This window comes from Massiliimalia massiliensis, assembly GCF_900155615.1.
Classification (GTDB): Bacteria; Bacillota; Clostridia; order Oscillospirales; family Ruminococcaceae; genus Massiliimalia; species Massiliimalia massiliensis.
This window is the reverse complement of the sequence record NZ_FUHT01000004.1, coordinates 347,234-369,597: the sequence shown is the minus strand read 5'-3', so window position 1 is coordinate 369,597 and position 22,364 is coordinate 347,234. Positions and strand designations below refer to the sequence as shown.

General features: G+C 47.3%; 26 protein-coding genes. 3 read left to right on the top strand and 23 right to left on the bottom strand.

The genetic code is table 11. The annotated features are described in order from the left end of the window. Positions 1 to 18: 18 nt before the first annotated feature. From lexA to CZ360_RS10200, 19 genes are all read right to left on the bottom strand, one after another. Complete coding sequence (gene lexA, locus CZ360_RS10290) at positions 19 to 645, bottom strand: transcriptional repressor LexA (protein ID WP_077534118.1); 627 nt, start codon at positions 643 to 645, stop codon at positions 19 to 21. Further along, entirely contained in the window at positions 632 to 997 is a 366-nt protein-coding gene (locus tag CZ360_RS10285; RefSeq protein ID WP_077534117.1) for a WYL domain-containing protein, read from the bottom strand. The genes lexA and CZ360_RS10285 overlap by 14 nt, the downstream gene beginning before the upstream one ends. Positions 998 to 1,075: 78 nt before the next feature. Beyond that, positions 1,076 to 1,618 carry a hypothetical protein gene (locus CZ360_RS10280; protein WP_077534116.1) on the bottom strand — a complete coding sequence of 181 codons (543 nt, stop codon included), beginning with the start codon at positions 1,616 to 1,618 and terminating at the stop codon, positions 1,076 to 1,078. 159 nt (positions 1,619 to 1,777) lie between these two features. Next, positions 1,778 to 2,608, bottom strand: coding sequence for a hypothetical protein (locus tag CZ360_RS10275; RefSeq protein WP_077534115.1), 831 nt, complete (start codon positions 2,606 to 2,608; stop codon positions 1,778 to 1,780). A gap of 109 nt (positions 2,609 to 2,717) precedes the next feature. Next, a complete protein-coding gene (locus CZ360_RS10270) occupies positions 2,718 to 3,125 on the bottom strand; it encodes a hypothetical protein (protein WP_077534114.1) in 408 nt (135 codons plus the stop codon). Positions 3,126 to 3,203: 78 nt separating this feature from the next. Next, positions 3,204 to 3,593 carry a hypothetical protein gene (locus CZ360_RS10265; RefSeq protein ID WP_159438234.1) on the bottom strand — a complete coding sequence of 130 codons (390 nt, stop codon included), beginning with the start codon at positions 3,591 to 3,593 and terminating at the stop codon, positions 3,204 to 3,206. Positions 3,594 to 3,718: 125 nt separating this feature from the next. Beyond that, positions 3,719 to 4,288 (bottom strand): DUF6935 domain-containing protein, encoded by a 570-nt coding sequence (locus CZ360_RS10260; RefSeq protein WP_077534112.1) that lies wholly within the window; start codon positions 4,286 to 4,288, stop codon positions 3,719 to 3,721. A 48-nt stretch (positions 4,289 to 4,336) separates the two neighbouring features. Beyond that, a complete protein-coding gene (locus tag CZ360_RS10255) occupies positions 4,337 to 5,152 on the bottom strand; it encodes a TPM domain-containing protein (protein WP_077534111.1) in 816 nt (271 codons plus the stop codon). 13 nt (positions 5,153 to 5,165) lie between these two features. Then, the gene (locus CZ360_RS10250; RefSeq protein ID WP_077534110.1) at positions 5,166 to 6,260 is read right to left on the bottom strand and encodes a TFIIB-type zinc ribbon-containing protein; all 1,095 of its coding nucleotides are present in this window, start codon (positions 6,258 to 6,260) and stop codon (positions 5,166 to 5,168) included. A 26-nt stretch (positions 6,261 to 6,286) separates the two neighbouring features. Beyond that, positions 6,287 to 7,039: a hypothetical protein gene (locus CZ360_RS10245; RefSeq protein WP_077534109.1), complete on the bottom strand. Its 753-nt coding sequence runs from the start codon at positions 7,037 to 7,039 to the stop codon at positions 6,287 to 6,289. Between the two features lie 44 nt (positions 7,040 to 7,083). After that, positions 7,084 to 7,563, bottom strand: coding sequence for a hypothetical protein (locus CZ360_RS10240; RefSeq protein ID WP_159438232.1), 480 nt, complete (start codon positions 7,561 to 7,563; stop codon positions 7,084 to 7,086). 37 nt (positions 7,564 to 7,600) lie between these two features. Beyond that, positions 7,601 to 8,476: a DUF4428 domain-containing protein gene (locus tag CZ360_RS10235; RefSeq protein ID WP_159438231.1), complete on the bottom strand. Its 876-nt coding sequence runs from the start codon at positions 8,474 to 8,476 to the stop codon at positions 7,601 to 7,603. A 16-nt stretch (positions 8,477 to 8,492) separates the two neighbouring features. After that, on the bottom strand, positions 8,493 to 9,659 hold the full coding sequence (locus CZ360_RS10230) for a hypothetical protein (RefSeq protein WP_143530222.1): 1,167 nt from the start codon (positions 9,657 to 9,659) through the stop codon (positions 8,493 to 8,495). Positions 9,660 to 9,734: 75 nt separating this feature from the next. After that, entirely contained in the window at positions 9,735 to 11,039 is a 1,305-nt protein-coding gene (locus CZ360_RS10225) for a zinc ribbon domain-containing protein (protein ID WP_077534105.1), read from the bottom strand. A 3-nt stretch (positions 11,040 to 11,042) separates the two neighbouring features. After that, positions 11,043 to 11,603, bottom strand: a complete 561-nt coding sequence (locus CZ360_RS10220) for a hypothetical protein (protein WP_077534104.1) — start codon at positions 11,601 to 11,603, stop codon at positions 11,043 to 11,045. A 23-nt stretch (positions 11,604 to 11,626) separates the two neighbouring features. Next, positions 11,627 to 13,045, bottom strand: a complete 1,419-nt coding sequence (locus tag CZ360_RS10215; RefSeq protein ID WP_077534103.1) for an SPFH domain-containing protein — start codon at positions 13,043 to 13,045, stop codon at positions 11,627 to 11,629. Positions 13,046 to 13,146: 101 nt separating this feature from the next. Then, a complete protein-coding gene (locus CZ360_RS10210; protein WP_159438229.1) occupies positions 13,147 to 14,526 on the bottom strand; it encodes a hypothetical protein in 1,380 nt (459 codons plus the stop codon). Between the two features lie 335 nt (positions 14,527 to 14,861). Next, positions 14,862 to 15,137, bottom strand: coding sequence for a zinc ribbon domain-containing protein (locus tag CZ360_RS10205; protein ID WP_077534101.1), 276 nt, complete (start codon positions 15,135 to 15,137; stop codon positions 14,862 to 14,864). 2 nt (positions 15,138 to 15,139) lie between these two features. Further along, entirely contained in the window at positions 15,140 to 15,508 is a 369-nt protein-coding gene (locus CZ360_RS10200; protein ID WP_077534100.1) for a hypothetical protein, read from the bottom strand. A 403-nt stretch (positions 15,509 to 15,911) separates the two neighbouring features. On the opposite strand from CZ360_RS10200, the gene CZ360_RS10195 reads away from it, so the two are divergent. The 3 genes from CZ360_RS10195 to CZ360_RS10185 are packed head-to-tail and all read left to right on the top strand — an operon-like array spanning position 15,912 to position 19,125. Beyond that, on the top strand, positions 15,912 to 17,240 hold the full coding sequence (locus CZ360_RS10195; protein ID WP_077534099.1) for an ABC transporter substrate-binding protein: 1,329 nt from the start codon (positions 15,912 to 15,914) through the stop codon (positions 17,238 to 17,240). A 12-nt stretch (positions 17,241 to 17,252) separates the two neighbouring features. Continuing rightward, a complete protein-coding gene (locus CZ360_RS10190; RefSeq protein ID WP_077534098.1) occupies positions 17,253 to 18,908 on the top strand; it encodes a helix-turn-helix domain-containing protein in 1,656 nt (551 codons plus the stop codon). Next, positions 18,895 to 19,125: a helix-turn-helix domain-containing protein gene (locus CZ360_RS10185; RefSeq protein ID WP_077534097.1), complete on the top strand. Its 231-nt coding sequence runs from the start codon at positions 18,895 to 18,897 to the stop codon at positions 19,123 to 19,125. Before CZ360_RS10190 ends, CZ360_RS10185 begins: the two co-directional genes overlap by 14 nt. Positions 19,126 to 19,271: 146 nt before the next feature. Here the strand turns inward: CZ360_RS10185 and CZ360_RS10180 are convergent, their stop codons facing one another. Genes CZ360_RS10180 through CZ360_RS10165 form a run of 4 tightly spaced genes read right to left on the bottom strand, consistent with a single transcriptional unit; the run spans position 19,272 to position 22,351 of the window. Further along, positions 19,272 to 19,526 (bottom strand): helix-turn-helix domain-containing protein, encoded by a 255-nt coding sequence (locus CZ360_RS10180; RefSeq protein WP_077534096.1) that lies wholly within the window; start codon positions 19,524 to 19,526, stop codon positions 19,272 to 19,274. Positions 19,527 to 19,538: 12 nt separating this feature from the next. Then, positions 19,539 to 21,368 (bottom strand): type IV secretory system conjugative DNA transfer family protein, encoded by a 1,830-nt coding sequence (locus CZ360_RS10175; protein ID WP_077534095.1) that lies wholly within the window; start codon positions 21,366 to 21,368, stop codon positions 19,539 to 19,541. 59 nt (positions 21,369 to 21,427) lie between these two features. Beyond that, positions 21,428 to 21,757: a toprim domain-containing protein gene (locus tag CZ360_RS10170; protein WP_267872684.1), complete on the bottom strand. Its 330-nt coding sequence runs from the start codon at positions 21,755 to 21,757 to the stop codon at positions 21,428 to 21,430. 18 nt (positions 21,758 to 21,775) lie between these two features. Continuing rightward, positions 21,776 to 22,351 (bottom strand): DUF3991 domain-containing protein, encoded by a 576-nt coding sequence (locus CZ360_RS10165; RefSeq protein WP_077534093.1) that lies wholly within the window; start codon positions 22,349 to 22,351, stop codon positions 21,776 to 21,778. Positions 22,352 to 22,364: the final 13 nt, after the last annotated feature.

The following is a 22,364-nucleotide window of genomic DNA, read 5'->3' as shown; positions in this document are numbered from 1 at the left end:
CTCCTTCATTCAATGTGCTTACAGTGTTTTAATGACATTTTGGGCAACGCCCTGTATAGTGCAGTCCTGAACATAGATATCTTTCATCTTGCTGTTTTCAGGATGAAGCCGGATACACCGGTGTTTTTTATCTCTGTAGAACCGCTTAAGTGTGGTTTCGTTGTCTACCAGCGCAACGACAATATCTCCTTCTTCTGCGGTATTTTGCTTCCGAACTACCACAAGGTCGCCGGGTTCAATACCTGCCTCAATCATAGAGTATCCGCTTGCCCGCAGAAGGAAAAAATCTCCCTGTCCGAACAGCGCCACAGGCAAAGGCACATATTCTTCAAAGTTTTCTTCAGTGTATTCCGGCAGACCGCAGGACACATTGCCAAGTATCGGGACACGATTGAGTTCAGGGCTTGCTTGGATTGTATCGTTGATTTCAATTTCCCGTTTACTGCGTGTTAAGATTCCCCGGTCTTCCATTTCAGTAAGGTATTTATACACATTGCTTTTTACCGTATCGACGGCCTTCGCAATCTGTTCCATAGTAGGTGTTCTGTGATATATAAACTGAAATTCTAAAATATATTCTTTAATTTTCTGAATGCGTTCCTCTTTTTTTCTTTTCTGTTGTAGAAGTATGTTATTTATCGTCATCCTCCAGTGCGGAGTGGAGCGCTTGCCGGTATTCTTTAACAAGAGAGTCTGGATACACGATGCGAATTTTTCCACCAAAACTGAACATCCAGCCAAAGAAGGTAGGGATGACCGATACGAGGACATCGGCAACAAAACAGCAGTTTTCACACTGAGTAGTGTGGATATCCTGACCAAACCGGTCGATGATAACCTTCATCATATCGGCATCGCATTTTAATCGCACAAACTGCATTTTTCCATCGTACATGGAGAAGATGCTGTTGAAGTATGCAGCCGGTTTAAAGTCTGCAGGTTTCCCGACCGCTGGTATAACGGTCAGTTCAACATTGTCAATCCAAACCACGCTCACTTATGCGATATCCACGGAGCATAAAACAGTCTCGTAATCAATTTTTCATAAGTAGTGTGCTAACACAGCTTATTTCATTCATTTAGATATATTGATGCTGGCTATTATAGCCTGAACATCTGCATCTTCAAGACTCATCTTATCTCCGTTCTCAAGACATATCGTAAGCTGTATCTGATCTGATCCTTCTTCTCCTGTCCAAAGGATTGCGATAGGGGTATCTATACTTTTTCCTGTGAATCCGTTCCAGGTATAGTCCCCGATAGTAACGGGCTCAATGTCGGCAGTTTCTTCATACTGCTCTTTCATAGGCTCCATCATCGGATCATCAGGACCAAAATAACTTATCATAATATAAGGTGTTGAGAAAAGGTCCCACTCACTTTCTGCACCTTTAGCGATTTGAATTACATTAGGATCATAGCCTTCTTCATACTCTTCAAAGTAATCTGTGCCGTGAAAGCCCATCCACCCGTCGGGGACAAGCGCACTGATATTTCCGCCATCAAAGGTTTCACCTGTAATATCCGCAGGATCAGTTGCAGCAGGGGCGCCGGAACATCCGGCGAGAATCGCTGTTAATAATACAGCTACAAGTATAGATACAATATTCTTTTTCATAGTATTTCTCCTGTTTTGTTAATAGTTGTTTTGCTCAATTTTTACTTCCCAATAGGTAAAATCCCTTATTTTTGTCAAACCGGATCAGACTTCTTCCAAAAGAACCATTTCATAGTCATACAGCAGACAATACGTCGTTACCGTTTTATCTGATTGTCTTTATCTAACATTTTTTTGCTTTTTTATCACAAGTAAAATGACTACTATGACAATACATCCTATTACCGGAACAACAATAACGGCTACGAGCCACCACGGGAAATGTGTTTTCTCATAACTGCCGATATTCGTCGGCTCTATAGTGCTTTCGCTGTTATTATCAGGTTCAGCGGTATTATTCGTTGTATCGCTTTCTTCGGAAATGCCACTGAATTTTACAGTTTTCACCTTTATTGCTTTACAGTTAAGGCAGGTGTAGACTTTTTCTCCGTCCGATTGTGCAGTAGGTTTTTTTGTTATTTTTCCTGAGTCCCAATTATGTCCTGTAGCCGGGACTTCCGCACGTTCAGTAACACCGCAGTCACATTCCCGTACCTTTATGCCAATCTCTGTGCAGGTTGGCTCAGTTATTACCATCCATTCACAGAAGCTGTGGATATGGGCAGTTGTATTTTCGAAATACTCAACACGGATTAATCTACTGTATACCGGATCGCTTTCGGCTCCGCCCGATACATTCCATGCGGCATAGCAGTACCATTTAACACCAATTTCCTCAGGCACCTGATAGATGTCGCTTTCCGCACCAAAAATAGCATGGATCATCGCCATATTCTCTGTATCGGCAACATACCACTGATATCTTACAGTGCCTCCGTTAGGCACTGTTGCGTTGGCATACAGAACAATACTTCCATTGCCAATTTCCCTGTAGCAATCCGGCATTTCTGCCTCTATCACGGGCTTTTCCACGACTGCTGCATAGACACCGACGACAGAAAAACAAGCAAGAGTCAGTACAAGGATAAAAGCGGAAACAACTTTTTTCATACCATCCTCCTCTCAATTGTTTCGTTGTCTATTATCTTTTGACAGCCAAATTAGAGACAAGCTTTCTTTAATATAAAGCTGTTTATTCTGTATATGCACATAAACAGATTCAGGCTCTTTCCAGAAGAATCGTTCCGTAACTGTAAACAAGGCATCCATCCGTTGTCACGGGAATCTCCGCAAACGGATCTACCTTTTCTCCGAAAACTTCGCCCTCTGTCTTTGTGTCATAGTAGAACTTCCCGTTTTCTTCTTTCCAAGTGGTACTCTCAATAACAGCATAGCCGTCTTCGCGCACAACGACCCCATGCTCGGCCGCTTCAGCTTTCATTTCCTCGGGCACAAACATAAGTGTATTGAGGGAACCGTCATCGGCAAATTCTGTCCTGCATTGCATTATCCGGCCAAATTCTTCAAACTGCTCGTCATCCGGCAAATTACCGGGTGTAAAGACCAGCTCGCCGTCCGGTGACGGCAGGCGCATTTCTTTCACTTTCCAAATTCCACGGATATCCATTTTGTTTTCTCCTCATTAAAATTAGGTTTATTTTGGAAAAAGGCTTGCCGGAACAAGCCTTTTTCCGGGTATGGATGATCATGCAATGTACTCTTTTTTGTTGAATCCAGCGCCGATGATGTAAAGAACAGGTAAAACAAGACCGAGCAGCAGAGAGAATACGCTGAAAGAACCGCCGCCAACAGAATTCAGTATGGTGCCTACAACGCAAAGTACCGCTACAATGATGCCCCACACCATGCAAGTTCCGGCCTTTTCCGGTTTCTTGCAGTTTTTTACGCCAATAATTCCGGCAATTAACTGTGCAACCGCACTGACAATCATCAGTGCAACGGAGGCATAAAGCATTGCCGACGAAATTTCTCCGTCACTGATATACGCGAGAGCGGCAACGCCAAGTGCTGCGATGATCCCCAGAATAATCGAAATTCCTCCGCCGATGATCATTAAAATACCTGTCACTTTCAAGAAACCTGAGCCTTTTGTTTTTGCTGTTGTCATTGTTAAGACCTCCTAAAATAAATTTTTATCTAAAACGGTTAAACGCCGTTTTATTTGATGTAATCGGATAAGCTATCCTAAAATTTTTTTGATTAAGCCCACGGATCGGCAGCTTTCGGTGTGCGCACGCCGGTCAGCAGATACTGTTCCCACAAAAACCATTTGCCGTCGGAACCGCGCTGGCGCATTTTGATAGGACGGGGATCATCCGCACCGCCACAGGGAATAAATAGTTTTATATAACCCTGCTCCTCACTGGAAACGTGGTTGCTTTCGATGATGATAGTGTACGGCTCGGAAGGGGTGTAGTTGTTGTCCGGTGTGGAACCGGTGAAATAAGTGAACGGCAGATAGGTCTTTCCGTCGCGGAAACGGTCGTTCAGGAAAGAAATGTCCTGTCCGTTCAACGGACGCGGACCGCGCAGCCAGTTGAGCATCTCGGTGCCGATATTCTTATCCGCCGCATAAGCGCAGAGGGCGAGAACGGTGAGAGCCGCCGTCTTGAAAGGCGTGTCAAGGCTCGCTTCGGGCAGCGCCTGCATTTCAGCGAGGCTTTCCGGCAGCGAAGTAAAGGTGAATGTCTCACGCTTGCTGCCGAGGGACTGTGCGGCGGAATTGACCGCCTGCTGAGCTGTGCTTTTCAGTTTATCAAAAATACTCATGTTTTTATCCTCCCGAATATGTTTTATAGGTGTATTACCTTGGTACCGTTAGAATTTACCGCCCCCGCCGCCGTGAGTCGAGCCGGAGGAAGAAGTGTGCGTACTGCTGCCCGAAGAGCTGTTGTTTTTCGGCTTTGCCGTGCGCGTGACAGTGTTGTACAGGAACAGATCTCGGCTTTCTGTAATATTCAGACTGCCGTCCTTCGTATAGTTGCCTGCCGCTGCCTGAAAACGAACTGTCTTGAGCTTGGATTTCATATTCCCAACAATCATGAAGGACAGGCATACACCCACCGCAATCGAAATTGGGATCCAAATCAGAGCAAGCGGCTCCTTCGGCAGATTGTGCGAATCGTAGGGGTCGCCGGTTCTTGCCTGTGTGATGAAATCGTCGCAAAGCCCGGCAAATTTATCAAAGGCTCCTGAGAAATCACCGTCGGACAGGTCCTCTTTGATCTGCTCTCCGATATATTGGATTCCCGCGTCGGTAAATACCGTAATTCCATAGCCGTGTGTGGATATGTACCAATCATTGTCCTCCATGCTGATCAGAAGCAGCGCACCGTCCCTGTCTTCTCCATATCCGAACAAGCAATAATCGTAAATATCATCGGCATAGTCACGGGGAGTCAGTCCTTCCAACGTGTCTGTCGTCAGTACGACGATCTCCATTTTCTGACGCTCGCACAGTTCATCAAGCTTTTCTAAAAGCGCAGCCTCTTCGCTGTCGGAAAGCAGATCCGCCAGATCCTGAACGCGCTCATACTCACTTGCAAAGCCGTCTGTCTGTGCAGCAAAAGCGGGCACTGATACACAAAGGCCGATAACAAGGGAAAGCAGAATCAACAGTATTTTCTTTTTCATTCCGTATCCCTCCTTATATAAGCCCGATCAGGTGCAAAAGCCATGCACCTCCGTAAGTTACAGCCGCAAAAATCGCCGCCAGCATAATTGTCCAGAGAGACGCCGCCGCTTTGTCCACCGGCAGGTCACCGACAAATTTTCCGGTCTGTCCGTTCATGGCAAAAGTGTATTGATTACCGTTCCAGGTTGTATTGAGAAGCCACACGGGATAAAGCGCATAACGGGCTTTCCCGCCATGGAATTGCACACTGCTGTTTTCCGCCGTCACGGTGGAGTATCCTTGAACCGTTCCGGCAAAGGCTTCCTCGGTGGAACGCTTGACGCGCTGGTTGGCGCGCTCAATACTCTCTTCTGCTGTTACATCGTACTTATCCGCCAGATATCCGGCAAGGTAAGCTGTTTGGAAATCCAAAGCTTCCGAAAAGTCATACGGCTCTATGGATTCCATCAGATCGTCCGCCATCTTGGATGAGCCGTCCACCGGCACGTGTTCAAAGCTGACGCTGCCGCCTCTGTGTACCATAAAGTGGCTGGTCTCGGTGTAGTTATAGTCGCTGTCGCTCCATGTGCGGACTTTAGTGGCACGGTAGCGTACCTGTGCGTCCACATCCGTATCAAATAACCAGAATGGAACATAGATCCCTTTGATTTCGTCGATATGGTTCTGATCCTTAAAAATTTTCGGCAAAAAGCGTTTCCCGGTCAGGTGTTTTGTAAGCCCTGCCTTTGCCGCCTTTTTATCCAGCTTAAACGGAATGACAAGGTCAGGCTTAAGAGCACCCGAAAACTGTCCCATCATCACAACAGGGTTGCCGCAGAACGGACAGGAGGTGGCTGCCGTATTTTCATCGCCCACAATTTCACCGCCGCAGGACTTGCATACATAGGAGCGAAGGCCGTCTGCTTCTCCTTCCTGCCACTCGGCTCCGGCGGTGCTCTCCCAGCTCATATCATCTGACGCTTCATTCTTCAGCACGCTGTCATAATCGGCCAGTGTTTCCATTTCAAATTCCGTGTCGCAAAAGGGACATTTCATTTTCTGGAGCGTGCTGTCAAAGGCTATCGCACCGCCGCAGCAGGGACATTTATATTCCTGCAAGGTTTGCATAGAAAAAACTCCTTTCTCAAAGAAAATTATCCGTCGAATGCCGCAAGCGCTGCATCCGCCCTTTGGATCCACTCGGTACGGTCTCCGTAGATTGCCGCATCCAAGGAGTTGATTGCCTGTTCCGCTTTGGCTTCGGCGTCGGCCTCTCCTCTCACCGCGGCATGAAATCCTACGGTGATATCCTTTACCGCAGCCATCTGCTGCTTCCATACATTCGCGGCGTTTCCGAGTGTATTCTGTATGCCGAACAACGTATCAAAGTATTTTTTCATCTTTTCATACTCCTTGATGTTGTTCATGGTGAGAACAAACTCGTAAAGCCCCTCGGTATTGATAAAGCCAAGCCGTGCCATGGATTTTTTCTCGGTCTTATCGCCGTTTCTCACAACTTCTTCCTCATACTGATAGCTGCGCAGATCGGCGATACGGTACACACACGCACGAGTGGTCTTACCGAACATCATGAACTTGTAATCGTTCTGGACAAATGCCATCAGTCCGATATCCTCAGCCACATAGAGATAACTGCCGAAGCGCTTGAGCTTCTGGGTTTTATCCTTTGTTTTCTCACGCGGTACGAAATAGTGATCCCACAGCCTGGTACCGCGTTCCACCTGAGCAAGATGTGCTTTTACGCCGGGAAGGTTTCCGTGTACATAGTCATATACTTTGAATCCTTTTTGTCTGCAGTTCTTGCGGCAGATGCAATTGCCGTCCGCCAGTCTCTGGGTTTGGATCAAATTGATATCTGCTCCGCAGATTGCACATTTATCAGCCATAATAGCCCTCCTTTTTGCTTTAATAAGGTGATAGAAAGTATCATTCAGTTTGTCGGAGTGTCCTCCGAACTCTCAGCTTCCTCATAATACCTGTCGGCAAGCGCATAGAGATAATCAAGCCCCCTGTCGCCGGGCCTCGTCTCTTTCTCTACGCTGTTTCCGTCAGAGAAAGTCATACCAAAACTGCGCACCGGCGCGTCTGATATATCGAAAATGCATATCGGATTGCGATATTTGAAAAGTCTCTCTATCTCGCCGTCCTCACGGATGACCTGAAGAAAGCCCTGTGCGTCTTCATCCGTTATCGGGAAAGAAGCGAATGAAGCGTAATGCTCATTATTATTCCCCACAACACAGTCCGCGGAGAAAACCCAGTTGTCTTCTTTCTTTTGCACAGCGAAGGAATACACGGGATTACTTTCCATACCGTAATAAACGGTATGGATGAAAACGATATCATCGACAGTATATTTTTTGTTTCCTCCGCAGCCGAAAAGCCCCAACAGCAGTGACAGAATTGACACAATCGCTACCACCTTGTATACAATGTGTTTCATAATTTTATCGAAATGGATTGCCGCACTCCGGACAGACCTTCGGCGGTTTAATCCGGTATTCTATATCGGATCCGCAGGACGCACAGTGTATCGTCATTGCGGCAGGCTTCTGGCATCCGCAGTTTTTGCAGAACTTGCCGTCGTTCTGTGTGCCGCAGGACAGGCAGAGCCATTCCTCGTGATTGGCCGGCTGCACAGCAGGTGCAGGACTCGGCTCAGGAGCAGGATTGTAGGAACTGACCGGGTACATACCGGGGCCGGGACCATCATAGGTTGCGGACATATCCTTACGGTGCGTCAGAATATCCGCAAGCTCAAGCATCTTCTGCTCATATTTGCGGTACAAATCGCTATAACGGCTGTCGGGACGGTTGCCGTCGCTCAGTTCCAGCTCTATCTCGTCGAACCACGGGGAATCCACGAAGATTGTGACATTGAACTCATATTCGTATGTATAACGGGGCGGCTCATAGCTCTTTTCGTTTCCGTCGGAATCCTCATAGAAAATTTCTTCTTTATTTTCCTGAATGTCCGTCTCGACATTCATCACTTGTGAGAAATGAATGAGATCGGGGTTGCCGCTGCGCCAGTCGGAAAGCCCTGTGACAATGAAGTACTCTACGGCGGGGTCGATGTACACCTTCATGCTTCCATCAAAGGTAATATACGGTGAGAAACCGGCGAGCTTATTCCGGTTATCCTCACGGTAGGCAAGCTGCGCCTTTATTTCCTCAATAGTAGAGTTCCTGCGATCACTGAAAAACGGCGAGAGCTTTCCTGCACAGTCCTTGCAAAGATTGCCGTCCTCCAGCTTGCGGTTGCCGAGAAATCCGATTTTCTCGCCGCAGATGTCGCAGTATTTTTTATCAAAAAGTCCCATATGCTCATGTTCCTTTCTATTCCATATCAACAATATTCCAAGAATATGTAGACGCATCATAGAAGTATATCCTGCCGGTTGGGGAAACTGCGTATGAGAATTCAGAAACAAAAATCTCCTCATCCGCTCTCCCCAGAGAGATCATGATACAGGGTTCATCCTCTATTTCCGTTACTCCATCAAAAAACATGGTCATTCCTTGTTCCAGATATTCCTGTACTTCCTGCACCTCGGAAAGAAGCATCGCTGCCTCTTCTTCAGTGAATCCTTCCAGTTCGTCATATTCATCATCGATTTCAAAGACATGGGGGATCATTTCAAAAATCTGCCCCTTTTCATCTGTCCGAACCAGCCAGATTCCGCCATCCACCAGCACCTGAGACGGCAGGGAGGTCAAATCCATCTGCGAAGCCGCCTGATAGGGCAGAGCCTCATATCGGCCGATATTATCAAACCCTTCATTTATATCATCCAGCCAGACTGTCTGCGTCTCATAATCAACTTTCCAAGCTTGCGCACAGAATGTCTCCGATTTTCTTATCTCTTCCTGAGGCTGCCAGCCGGTATACCGTCTCAAAAAGGGAGCTGTATCACTAAAGTAGAGAGAAAACATACTATCGCCATTATTCAGCTGCATCAATCCAAGCAGCACTTCTCCGTCGCAAAGTGTCTTCAGTCTAATCAGATGGTCCCCGGCGGAACTGGTTTTGTTGCTGATCGGTCCACTGGAATCCTCAGTAAATTCCAGGCATATCATATCGGGGGCTTCTTCCTTTTCGGTTTCCCACCAGTCCAGATGGTAAACTCCGGTATCTTCCAGTACCGCGCCGTCCTGCGGATCCTTGAGCCGTACATGAAATTCGCCGTCTGTGGAAAACGTGATCCATGCCGCCGGGCTATCCGAAGCCGGCGGGCAGTAGACCCACTCACCTTCCAATACTGACTTGAGAGCATCTTCATCGGTAAAGTCCAGCGGATCGGATGTTAGGTCCTTTTCGTTCTCCGTGGGCTGTGGAACAGGAGTGTTTGTACTTTCCTCAGGCGGGGACGGATCGGGTTTGATCGAACCGGTAGCCGGCTCCTTCGGATCCCAGATTTTTTCCCATGCCTCTAATGCACTGCATCCGGAAAGCAAAAACAAAACCACAAATACCACCAATAATTTACTTATCCTTCTATTCACCTTTAACCCCCTCCTCCATATCGAAATAGCTTTTTTGTATCTATGTTCTTTGTGAAGTAATTCCATATCCTAATCCTATTTTTTGGTCGTCTTAAGACTCCATTTGGAATTGTTTAAGTGCAATCCGTACCCGCAGAACGAACAGCAGTGGTTTTCATCCGGTATGAAATTGGCGCCGCAGGAGGGGCAATCCTTTTCTGTGAAAAAGCTGCCGTCTGATTTCCTCCTTTGGGGATACCTGGCTCTTTGCAAGGTCAGGATCCTTTTATGCTTCTTCGTATATGGCTTTTTCCCTTCAGGGAGATAGGTTTCACTGATATACACCCGGGCTGTTATTTGGGTTGTTTTTTCCGTGTTGACAACCTTTTTTAATATAATGCTGCCAACGCTGTACTCCATCAGATCGGTATCGCTTATTTTTTGGTACAGCGACTCATTGATGCAGGAGCGCAGGTAGTTTTCGGAATAGCGGACGATTTCTTCAGGTAGCTTTTCCTGTTTCGCCGTTTTGCGGCTGGTCATAATAAGAATCGACGCTAAAACGACAATAGCAACGCCGAAACCGACCGCCAGAGACACCTGTATATCTGGAATGAGCCAAAGGCAAAGGAACACACAGATAAAGAGAATCATCGACGACGCCAGCAGATACAAAGCCCTTTGCAGATCTTCCCCGATTTCTTCGTATACTTCAAATGCCTCGGTTTGCCAGTCGTAAAAATCGCTTTGCATTACACCGCCGCAGTAGGGGCATACCGTCTGCTGGCTATTGAGCTCCACCTCTGCGCCGCAGGAAGGGCAGATGACTTTGATTCTGTCCACGTAGTAGTTTTCCTTTTTTCCGACACGGTCCGCATTGCGGACATGCCTGGACTGGAGGATCCGGGCATAGGCTTTTTTGTGATAGGTCTCCTGGATCAGTTTCTCGCCTCCCGATGAAGCAAAGCGCTCCAGCGCACAGCACTGCAAAATGGACTCGCGCCATTCCCGACCGTCATCGTTCCATCGCTTGAAGTCGTTTTTGGGCACCGGAACGACATCCGCCAGCCGGATCTCCCGGCAAAGCTTCCGCTGCTTCAGCAATTCCAGCTGACGCTCGGTATTCCTGCGGAAGGTCTTATCCATTCTCGCCGGGAGAAGGCCTTTGTCCGCCCGTCCCAGAGGGAGCAGGACGTTCTCAAATGATTTTTTGATATCATCGCGAAGTCCTGCGCCCTGTAATGGGGTACGGCGTTCTGCCAGCAGTCTTCTGCGCTTTGCCCGTTTCCAATTCTTTGGCAAAAGACCGGAAAGGTCGATTTTGATAACTTTTTTACCAACATAACCAGCACAGACTAACGTGAATGCCGCCGCCAACAGAAATGCTTCCCAAATATTCATCCATTATCTTCCTGCCTTCCCGGTTCCGCTCTTTTTGCCCTTTCCGGTGGGATTGCTTTTCTCCTGCTTCGATTTTTTGCCGAACAAATCACTGGCAAAAACGTAGATCACAAAAGCACCGACGGGAATTGCCACACAATAAAGAAGGAAGATAAAGGGGTTATTGTCCGGCGATAATTTGTACTCTCCATCTGAGGTCTTATAGATCTCAACAGAAATGGTGTCGCCTTTCTTCAGCTGGTCATAGGCAGCTTTCTTTTCATAATCGCGTGCGGAAGCATAAAAATCATAATTGCCGTAAAAAGTTTTTCCATCAACAACAAAGGAAAGTTTCGTCCGATAATCCGTTCCCGTTATCATGTTGTCATCGTCTTTTTCATCCTTGCTGGAAATCTCCTCGATCACGGCCTCAACTTTTCGGATATCGGTTGTATTTTTATACTCATTGGCGTCAATCCGGCTGGTAATAACACCGATGATCCCAGCCACCAGAAGCCCGACGCCCACAAGCAAACCAATGATAGAGTATAACCTTTCTTTTCTTTTAGCCGGATCTTTATGCAACGGAGGACACCTCCCTCTAAGTATTATTGCCTGTCGCTGTCATCAAAGATATCGCCGCATTCTGGGCAGAACTTCGGCGGATTCTTCGGATCCTCCGGCTCCCAGCCGCACTTATCACAGCGATATAACGGCGCTCCTTCCGGCTTTTTCGCACCGCAGTTCTGACAGAATTTTCCTTTGTTGACCGCGCCGCAGGAACAGGTCCAACCGTCTGTGTCTGCCGGCTTGGGAGAACCGCATTCAGGACAGAACTTGCCGGTAGCCGTAGCGCCGCACTTACATTTCCAACTCCCTGCCGTAGGCTGAGGCTCGGGCTTTTTGGAACCGCAGTTGGGGCAGAACTTACCGGTAGCTGTATTGCCGCAGGAGCATTTCCATTGTTCCATGCCGCTGCCGTTCTGCGGCTGCTGCACGGCAGGCTGCGGCTGTTGCTGCTGACCCATGGCGAACAGGTTTTGCGCATTCATACCGCCACCTGCGTTCATTGCCATGCCCATTCCCATAAATCCGGTCATAGCGCCTGATTCGTTAGAAGCTGCCGCTTTCATCGCATCCGCCTGTGCGCCCACAAGAGTAGCCGCTGCCATCGTCGGGTCGCGCATAATTGCCGTGCGCTGAGCCTGCTTGATCATCTCGGCATCTTCTTCCGGCAATGTGACAGAACCCAATGCAATGCTGACGACTTTAAGACCGCGCAGTGTGCCCCACTTTTCTGAAAGCGCTGTATTCATGGCATTTTCAAGGTCGGTATTGTGACTGACGATCTGATTGGGACGAAGTTCTAAATCGGAAAGTCGTCCAAACGCCGGCTGTAAGGCACTGATAAACTCTGTTTTCAGTTGACCATCCAGCTCTTCGCGGGTATATTCCTGCTCCACGTTGCCGCAGACATTGGTATAGAACAGCAGTGGATCTGCAATCTTATAAGAATACACACCGGAACAGCGTACTGATACATCCAAATCCAGCCCGATCTTTGAATCCACTACACGGAAAGGGATGGGGTTCGGAGTGCCGAATTTATTATCGATAAGCTCCTTGGTATTGAAATAGTAAATGCGCTGATCCTTTCCGGTGTCGCCACCGTAAGTAAAGCGTTTACCGATAGTCTTAAAGGTTTCCTTGATGCTCTCTCCGAGACTGCCGGAAAAGATGGATGGCTCAGTAGAGGTGTCATATGTAAATTCTCCGGGTTCGGCGCAAACCTCCACGATTTTGCCCTGTTCAACAATAATCATGCACTGACCGTCGGCTACAGCAATGCCGGAACCGTTAGAAATAATATTATCGTTTCCTTTGGTGTTGGAGGAACGTCCGCTAACACGCTTTTGTCCTTTGGTGACAAGTACCTCCTTGGGCATGGACTCGCAGTAAAAAAACTCCTTCCATTGATCGGCAAGCGTTCCTCCCAGTGCTCCGATACCTGCTTTAATAAGTCCCATGATCATGACTCCTTTCTTATCATTAAGAATAATTAAGTTGTTTCTTTACCGGCTCGTGCCGGCAACCTGCGGTTTGTTTTCGCTGCCTTTTCTGTTTTGACTTATCCCATTCCAAGCGGTGTCCATATATCATTTACGACATCGTAGGAATAGACGAGGTCACCGCAGACAGCGTAGTGGAATTCGTCGACAAACTGCTCCTCGTGGTCTGTTCCCACGGAAAAGAGTTTGCAGGTGTTGCCGTCAATGTCGACCGTTTGCCCGGTGTAGAGGACGCACATGCCTCGCCTCATCGCTTCTTTGACCTCATCGAATGTGCAGAGGTAATCCATCTCCTCCTCGAAGCCATATTCACCGGGATCGTATGGTTCATAGACCGAGAAGTCATACAGCCCGACGCACTCTACGATCTTGCCGTCCCTCCCCGAAATAAAGGGTCGGAATTCATGGGCGCCGAAACCGTCTACGATCACCACCCGCACATCGGAGTAGATTTCGCTGACATTGCAGCGCAGGAGGACAATCTCGCCGGGACCCCCTTCGAGCAGCGGGTCGCTCATATCATCGACATACTCGCCATTTTCATTTATCGTGGAAGAATAGATCTTCACCTGTTCCCCTGCCTGGGGAACGATGACATAAAGCTCCTGCCCTTCGGCCATGCAAAGAGTTGCATCGGAAAGGAAAGGGTATGTCTGCCCGGTGGTGCTGTATTCCAGATAATCGTAAAGGTCCGCCCCGGTGCTGTCATAGCCTACATATCCGATAAAGGCTGCCCCGAAAGTGCCGTTTTGCAGGATTTCCTCCCGCAGTGCTTTAAGACCGGGATTTTCCAGCATTTCGTCATCTGACTCTATAATGGAGCCTCCTTCCTCATACACCGAAAAATCATATACTCCTGCGATCGCCACCAGATGGCCATCTTCCATAGAGAGGGACGGACGGAACGAAATGGCTGCGACACCGTCGGTGGAGACGATCAAGACATTGGAATATATCTCGCTGAGATTACATCGCACTAAAAGAACCTCGCCGGGATCTCCTGTATAAATTGGAGCGTTCAAAACATCCTCATAGGTGCCGTCATCAGTGATCATGGAAGGATACACCGTTACCGTCCATTCTTCATTAGGCGGTACAATGGCGTATAGTTCCTGTCCCTCCACCATAACAAGAGGCGCTTCTGAGAGACAGGGATACTTTTGACCAGTTTCGCTGGCTGCAAGATAAGTATACAGATCCGCTTCTGTACTCTCGCTGTCTACATAGCCGATAAAAGCAACGCCAATATTACTTTCGCTGTCTAAAATATTTTTTCTTAACACAGCAAGTTCCGAATCTTCCTCTTTCATATCATCTGATTCCGCATCTGAAACTTTTGGCAGATCAACATTCGGGTCAGGCTTTAATGCACATCCTGCCAACAATACAAAGCAGAGCAACCAAACGACCAGAAAAGGCCAACTGTTACGCGCTTTCATTTTTTCACCAACTTTCATTTTCATGACTATGTTCGTGGCATATATCAGCTGCTTTGGCTTCTGTATTTCCAAATCAGCAGGTGATGTAATTATCATTAATATTCCATTGCTGACTTCCTTTTTTGAATTAGGGATTGATATATCATTGCGTGTGCAGCAGGAGAGTCTTTATCATTTTTCCTTTCTCCTTGCGGCAGTTATCGTTTTCACAAATAATTTTTATTATGTTTTCATCCGCGACTTTCGGCAAATACCGTAGCTTTTGTTATCTGTTCTGTCGCAGATCTTACAACTGACAGAATAACTACTTCCTCCAAATCGGATTGCCGTCTATCTCAGTCAGCGGAAATTTTCAGATATAGCGACTGCCCGCAGTGGGGGCAGAATCTTGCGTCGGCGGCAAGCACCGTACCGCAGCGGTCACAGCAGAGATGCCTTTCCCGGTAGCGGTCATACAGGGTTTTGGTAAGACACCGCATACCGCAGTCGGGACATACGCTCTGCTCACTGTCCACCACCGTGCCGCAGTGGGGACAGACTTTCATTCGTTTCATTACCTTCGGGCCGAAGCCGCATTGCTCCAGCCAGTTCATTTCCGCTTTCGCTGCCACAGCTATCCACTCCCTTCATAATGTAATTTTTGTTTGCATACGGGGCAGAACCGTTCCTTGGCACCCGCGTCGATTTTTGCGCCGCAGGATTTGCAGTATCTGGTTTCATACTCAAAGGGAGCGCAGTCGGTACATTCAAACACCATCGGATTATATACCGCGTCGATAATAAATCTGCCGCATTTCTGGCATTGGTTAAAATGCTGCCTGCCTTCCTTTTCCCACGCAAGCATCAGCTCATCTTCGGGTGTATCCGCGTGATACGGCGATGTGATACACACCAGTGCTCCCGAAACATCACAGTAAAAACGATAACGGTTACCGCCGGTATCCGGAGTGATTGTATATGCCGCCGTCTTTTTTTCCTTCATTTGTGTTTCGCCCCCCTTTCGGATAAAAAGTTGAGTTACGGCTTATCAACAGGAAATCACATTTTTATATTGACTAAGTCAATTGCATTGTGATATAATAAATTAAATAGGTGGGGCGGAACTCTGCACTCGCCCTCACGCAGACAGAGTTCTTTTTGCAGATGTGTTTCCTGCAAATAGGGGTACCCTCACCGATTTATAAGCGACGGCAAGACTCTATACCCTCCTTAAAACATTCTTGCTGATAAAAGTATACAGACAATTTCCTGTTTTGTCCCCGTCAAAAACCCCCGAATTGATAGGTCGGATTAAAAAAATATGATGTTTTCAGCCTCTTTACGGGCGGTTTTGATAGGAAAACAGATAGGTAGTCTGTGGTGGTATCCCCACCGAGGAGGTTTTTATGAAAAAACTGCTATCTTTCTTTTTGATCGGGCTGACGTTCTGTTTTGCCTTCACCGGCTGTTCTGACAAACCAAAGCTGGATCCTGACAATCCGGTTACTCTGACCATGTGGCATGTGTACGGTGAGCAGGCCGACTCTCCCATGAACCGGCTGATTGAGGAATTCAATCACACGGTGGGAGCGGAGAAGGGCATCATCATCAACGTTACCCTGATGTCCAACACCTCCCAGATTGGTCAGAAACTATTGGACGCCCAAAACGAAGTTCCGGGTGTTCCCTCCATGCCGGATTTGTTTTTTTGCCACAGCAGCAACGCAGAGGAACTCGGCGTTGCAAATTTACTGAATTGGAACGACTTATTTACCGAAGATGAATTAAACAATTATGTGCCGGAATTTTTGGAAGATGGCAAAATCGGAGATGTCCTTGCGGTATTCCCCGTTTCCAAGTCCACTCATGTTCTGTATGTCGCCGGCATGCAGTTTGACCGTTTTGCAAAGGACGCGAATGTATCCTATGATGATCTCTCCACCTGGGACGGCTTCTTTTCCGTTGCGGAAAAGTATTATGACTGGTCCGGCGGTGAGCCTTTTTGCGCATTGGATTATCCCATTCGCTGCGTTGAGCTGAACGCGCTTTCAAAAGGCGCCGAAAACTTTTATACCGAGGACGGTTGGTACGACTTTGATAATCCTGTTTTCAAGGAATCTTGGATGGAGTTTGCCCAGGCGATTTCCAAAGGGCACATCGTTGTTTCCGACCTTTATTCCAACACAATGGTAATGACGGGCGAGGTGATTGCCGGTATCGGTTCGAGCGCGTCCATTCTTTATTACAACGATGTCATTACATATCCCGATAACACAACGGAACCGATGAATTTGCAGGTTGTACCGCTTCCGAAAACAAAAGACGCGGATTTGCTTATAACACTTGCCGGTGTCGGGCTTTGCTCGTACAAGACTACTGAGCAGAAAGCAGAGGCTGCTGCTGTATTTGCACGCTATATCACCGAAGAGGCGCGTAATTTTGAATTTGTAGCCTCTACGGGATATATGCCTGTCAACAAAGGCTCTTTTGAAAAAATCAAAGATTACGATTTTGAAAGCAAGGCATATGAAAATCTTTATACAACGCTTTTTGAGGTGAACGAAACGGCAACCGCAATCAGAGAGCCGTCATTTGCCGGATATTACGAAAAAATTTACGCTTTGTATGACAGGCTGCGTGAGATGCAGCCCCGGCTTGCGGAAAGATTTGCAAACGGTGAAGACGCCGCCAAGCTGGTAGCCGAAACATGGGAATTGTTTCGCTCGATAGAGTAAGGCGGTGACGGCATGAAATTGTTGCCCGGTTTTACAGGTAAAAAGCGATCCATGAAGCGAAAGCTTTTGGCCTATATGCTTATCCTCGTAGCGCTTGTCCTGACATTGCTGTTTTCCGGACTGCTGTTATTAGGGCAATTTACAGGCGCAGAGCAAACAACTTTTGAAACATTGGATTTCCAGGCGGATGTATTTCACAGGCAAATTGAATCCCATATTGAAGGATTGTCCGTTATGAGCATTCAGCTGTCTGTCGATACTGCCGATGCTATTGAAAAGTACCTTTCAGAAAATCATATCGGCTTTTCAGACATCAGTGATTCAGAGATAAACATTGCCGCTGTTCAGGAAGCAACTTTCAATATACTCAGGCAAAAGCTTCTTGAGGCTAAATGTTCAGGCGCCTTTATTGTTCTGAATGCAACGGTCAATGCGGACGCAGATAACGCTGCAAGCTCTCGCTCGGGTTTGTATTTGCAGCGCAGCTCTTTAGATTACTCGGATACCGGTATTTTGCTTTATCGCGGACTTGCACAGCTCGGAAAGGAACACGGCGTTATGCCCCACCGAAAATGGAGGTTGGAGTTTAATACGGATCTGTTCCCAAATTCCGATCAATTAACGGCCGATTCCAAACAGCCGCTAACCAATGCATATCGCCTTTCCGATATATTTACTCTTACGGGAACATCGGAAAGAGCCGTGCTAATGACGCTCCCGATTATCGGCAGGAACGGAACGGTATACGGACTGTGCGGGTTTGAGATCAGCGAGAGTTATTTCAGGCACACATTCAGCCAGCCGTCCAAGCTGGAACACACTGTATTTACAATCAACAAAGGCAGCGAAAGTATGATAAATCATGCAGACAGTTTCAGCTGCGGTATAACGGACGGATATTATTTATCGCCGAACGGACCATATATTTCTTCTTCTCTCGGCAACGGGCTGACCTTATTCCGGGGAGACACTTCGTCTTATATCGGTGTAACAAAGCAAGTAAACCTATGTAAAGACAGTGATACTTTTTATTTAACAGCTCTTGTTCCCAAACAAGATTTTGACAGATGGGTTTTAGATGACACAATACGAATTATATTGCTCGTTTTGCTTATTCTCACAGCAACGATCGGATGCAGTTATTTCTTTACACGCAGGTATCTGTCGCCGATTAAAAAAAGCTTGGAGCAGCTCAAACAGAAAGAATATGACAGGGATTCCGGTATTTCGGAAATAGACGACCTGTTCGCTTTTCTTGCCGAGCAGGACCGCATCAATGAAGCGGCGTTTGATACGATGCGAAGAGAAAAAGCCGATATGCAGACTTCGCTGGATCAAATCCGGAATGCACACGACGAAACTATGCAGCAGGTCGAGAGGCTGGCATATTCCAGGAAGAACGAGGTGGATCCTTATGATTATGAGGATTTCAAAAACGGTCTCAAATTTTTGACAGAAAGGGAAAAAGAAATCCTGGGTCTGTATATTGCCGGGAAAACCGTAAAAGAAATCGTGGCGCTGACCGGCTTGAAGGAATCTACCATTCGTTTCCACAACAGAAATATCTACACCAAGCTGAATGTGCATTCTCTGAAACAGCTTTTGCGTTATTCCGCCATTATGAAGCAGGAAGAAGGAGAAAGGGGGAAAACAAATGGCATTAGCTGACAGATTGAATCAGATTGTATCCGAGCAGAACATATCCAAAACCGAGTTTGCCCGCAGACTTGGTATTACCGTGAACTATGTGTATATCCTTACAGGCAACAGCCGGCCGGATACGCAAAAAAATAAGACCATTTCTCCCTCCCTCGCTAAGCTGATCGCCCTTGAATTTGGCTATGATGCAGACTGGATTCTCCACGGAGACGGCACAGAAAAGTAATATAGAAAATGCAATAAGGCTACTAAACTTATGTTTTCTTTCTGCTGTAATCTCTCTTAAAGTGGGTACTTAGGGGCAGTCCATAATGAACCGCCCCTCAGTCCACAAAAAAGGCATAATACTCCCTTGGAGTGGAAATAGATTTTTCAAAGTAAATAATATCGATTCGAGGTCGCACTTCCGTTTTCACGGTAGTGCGGCTCTTTTCGTATCAGACCGGCTTTTTCCAAGTCTTTGACAGCCCGCTTTGCTGTACTTCGGGAGAGCGACAGATCCTTTGCAATGGTGTTAAGCCCCGGCCATGCCTTGTGTTCCGCATCCATGCGGTCATGGAGATAGATATACACCAGCTTTGCACGATGCGGCAGGTCGGTTTGATACAGCTTGGTGTAATATGGCACAAAACCACCTCCTTAACCTGTCCGTATCGGTTTCGCAATTTTTTCCTGCTGTGCTGCGTGATTGACTTCCTGTGCAAAGGTTGCTTCGGCAGGCTCGGTCATCATCTGACCGCCTGACGGCGGACTTGCAGCAGGAACGCGCGGTTTCTTTTCCTGCGGATATCTCGCGGTAATATTTTTGATGAGCGTTTCGCGGCTGATATAATGCACACGGCGAGCGCCCTTGTCGGTGATTGTATAGGAGTTTTCAGGAAAAGAAATCCCCCACTTGAAAAACAGCTTGAGCTTTGATATAAAGGGATGTGTTCCGGTTTTCATTACGATAAATGAGCCTTTTTTCATACTCTTTAGTTCATCTGCCGACATTAAGGCTCTTTCGGTCATCTGCAGTGATTGGGACGGATCATTTTTACTTCTTGAAACCGAACCGGTCATAACTGTCCGTGTGCCAAGCGCCCTTGAAATGATGTCCGCCGTTTCGCTTGAAGGCGCAAATCCGCCTGCGATAGTGAGCTGACAGTTGTCTTGTATGATGGCGGTGCCTTCTTTTCCGTAATTCTTTTCAAGCTGCTGATAACTCTGAATAATGCTGACAATGGAAAGCCGCCTGCTGCGGGAGGCGCTGTACATCATCTCAGCAGATTGGATAGGCGGAAGAGTACCAAATTCGTCACAATAGAACATAGCACGGTTCGGAAGTGTTCCACCGTTCTCATCTGCCACAGCGAGAATTTCCCGGTATAGCTGCTGGATGAGCAGGCTGACCATAAAATAAGCGTTGGGATTTTCCTCCGGCATAACAATGAATACGGCGGATTTTTCATTGCAGAAGCGTTCCGCGTCAATTGCTGTATCAAAGCACAGTACTTGTTCCATCTCGCTGTCGAGGAAAGCATTGAGGCGTGACATTACGGTTGACATGACGGACGCCATCGCCTGATCGCCGGTGTTCAATGCCGCGCCGGAAAACCACCTTGCCTTATGATCGGCAGGAAGTCTGTCCATTAAGAGCTGGAACTGATTCTTGCCTTTGACATTGCTCGGTGCCTGCAAGTCCTGTACCAGCTTGAACACCGAAACAATGTGCCGCTGGTTTTTGGGCGCAAATTCGGCAATGAGCAAAATGAGAGAAACCAAAACACCTTCAGCCGCGTCATAAAAAAAGGCGTTTTGACCATAAGCGGAAGCGTCGCCGTCTGCGTAGATCAAGGTCTTTCCAATGATTTTTGCATATTTCGCTGCTTTGGCACGGAGAGCGATATCCTGCGGATTTTCTTTCGCCATATCCATATATTTGTTAACAAGGTGCAGGATATTGTTGCCGTCTGACTTGGTGGGGTTACGCAGATCGATCACCGCAACATTATATCCGTAACAGTTTTTTGCGATCCCGCCGTAGTGCCGATACAGATCGCCCTTCGTATCAGTTGTCAAGAAAGACATTCCAGAAGCACAAGCGTATTCCAAATTCGGATACAGCCAATAGGCAGTCTTTCCGCAGCCTGCCGCACCCACCATCATGCAATGCACATCGGCGTCATCTACATATGCAATGGTATTACCGCCTTTGCTCTGACAGCCGACGATAATTCCCTGCGGCAGCTTCGGAAGAGTGTTTTCCTTCGCCTGCTTTCTCCACTCATCAGGTGTAAACGGTATTTGCTTGTAGATTCTGCGGATTTCTGATTTAGAGGCGAACCGAGCTGTGCCATGCTGTCCGTCGCCGACCGTTTTGCTTTTGATGTTGTTGAGGCTATAGATATGTGATAGGAGCGTTATTCCACCGAGAACGGCGAACATAACAACACCCAACACAATCAGCATAGTAATGTTGCCTGTCATAAGGCAGCACACTTTCGATTATAATTCATCACTCCTTTACCTATTGATTGTATTTTTCTTTACATAAGCTGTTGACTGAAACATTCTGATTCCTCCGGTTTCGTTGGATATAAAAGATCCTCGTTCCAGTCTTTATGGATCGGAACGAGGATTTCATGTTGAATGCCTTTCAAAAAAAGCGCAACCGATGTTCGTTTGTTGGCAAGCTGTCCGGCTTCGTCATTGTCACGACAAAGGTAAACCGTTTTGATATTGGGGTTATCCCTGATCATCTGCCACAGCACATGGTCAGACACGCCACAGGATGCGGCATAGCTGTGCTTTTTCCAACCGTCTTTATGCATGGAAATAAAGGACAGCATATCTATTGGAGCTTCAAAAACAAACAACTTGTTGCTTGAGCCAATCTAGTGGAAACTATATTCCGGCAGACTGCCGTCCTGATTTCCTTTATAGGTGCTTTGTGATCCGCTGCCTCGTTTGTGAGCATGGCGAGGTATACCGTTCTGATCGAAGCCGACGAACACCGCGTTATGGTATTCGGCTGATTCGTAGATCATTCCTTTGTGCGTAAAAGTATAGAGGACATCTCTGTCTATGCCTCTGCAATTGATGAGATAAGCATAGACGCGGCGCATATTATCGTTGCTTTTTGGCAGTGCAAAAGGTTTCGGCGGTTTCTTCTGTACCGGTGGAGAAACAACAAGCGTACCCGAACAGCCGCCGAGGAGATATTCCATCGCTTCAGGATAGGATTTGTTGTAAAACCGTCTGACGAAGTCAATCGCATCGCCGCCGGTGCGCTCATACTGATGAAACCACAGGTTTCCCCGGATGGTGACTTTTTGCGATCCCTCTTTCCATTCATACTCTGAGCCGGAGCGTTTCAAGGCTTCGCCCTGACTACGGAGCAGTTGTGCAATGTCTATCTGTCGCGCCTGTTCTTTTTCTTGTTCTGTGAAATGAATATATTTCGTTGACATGGTAACTCCTTTC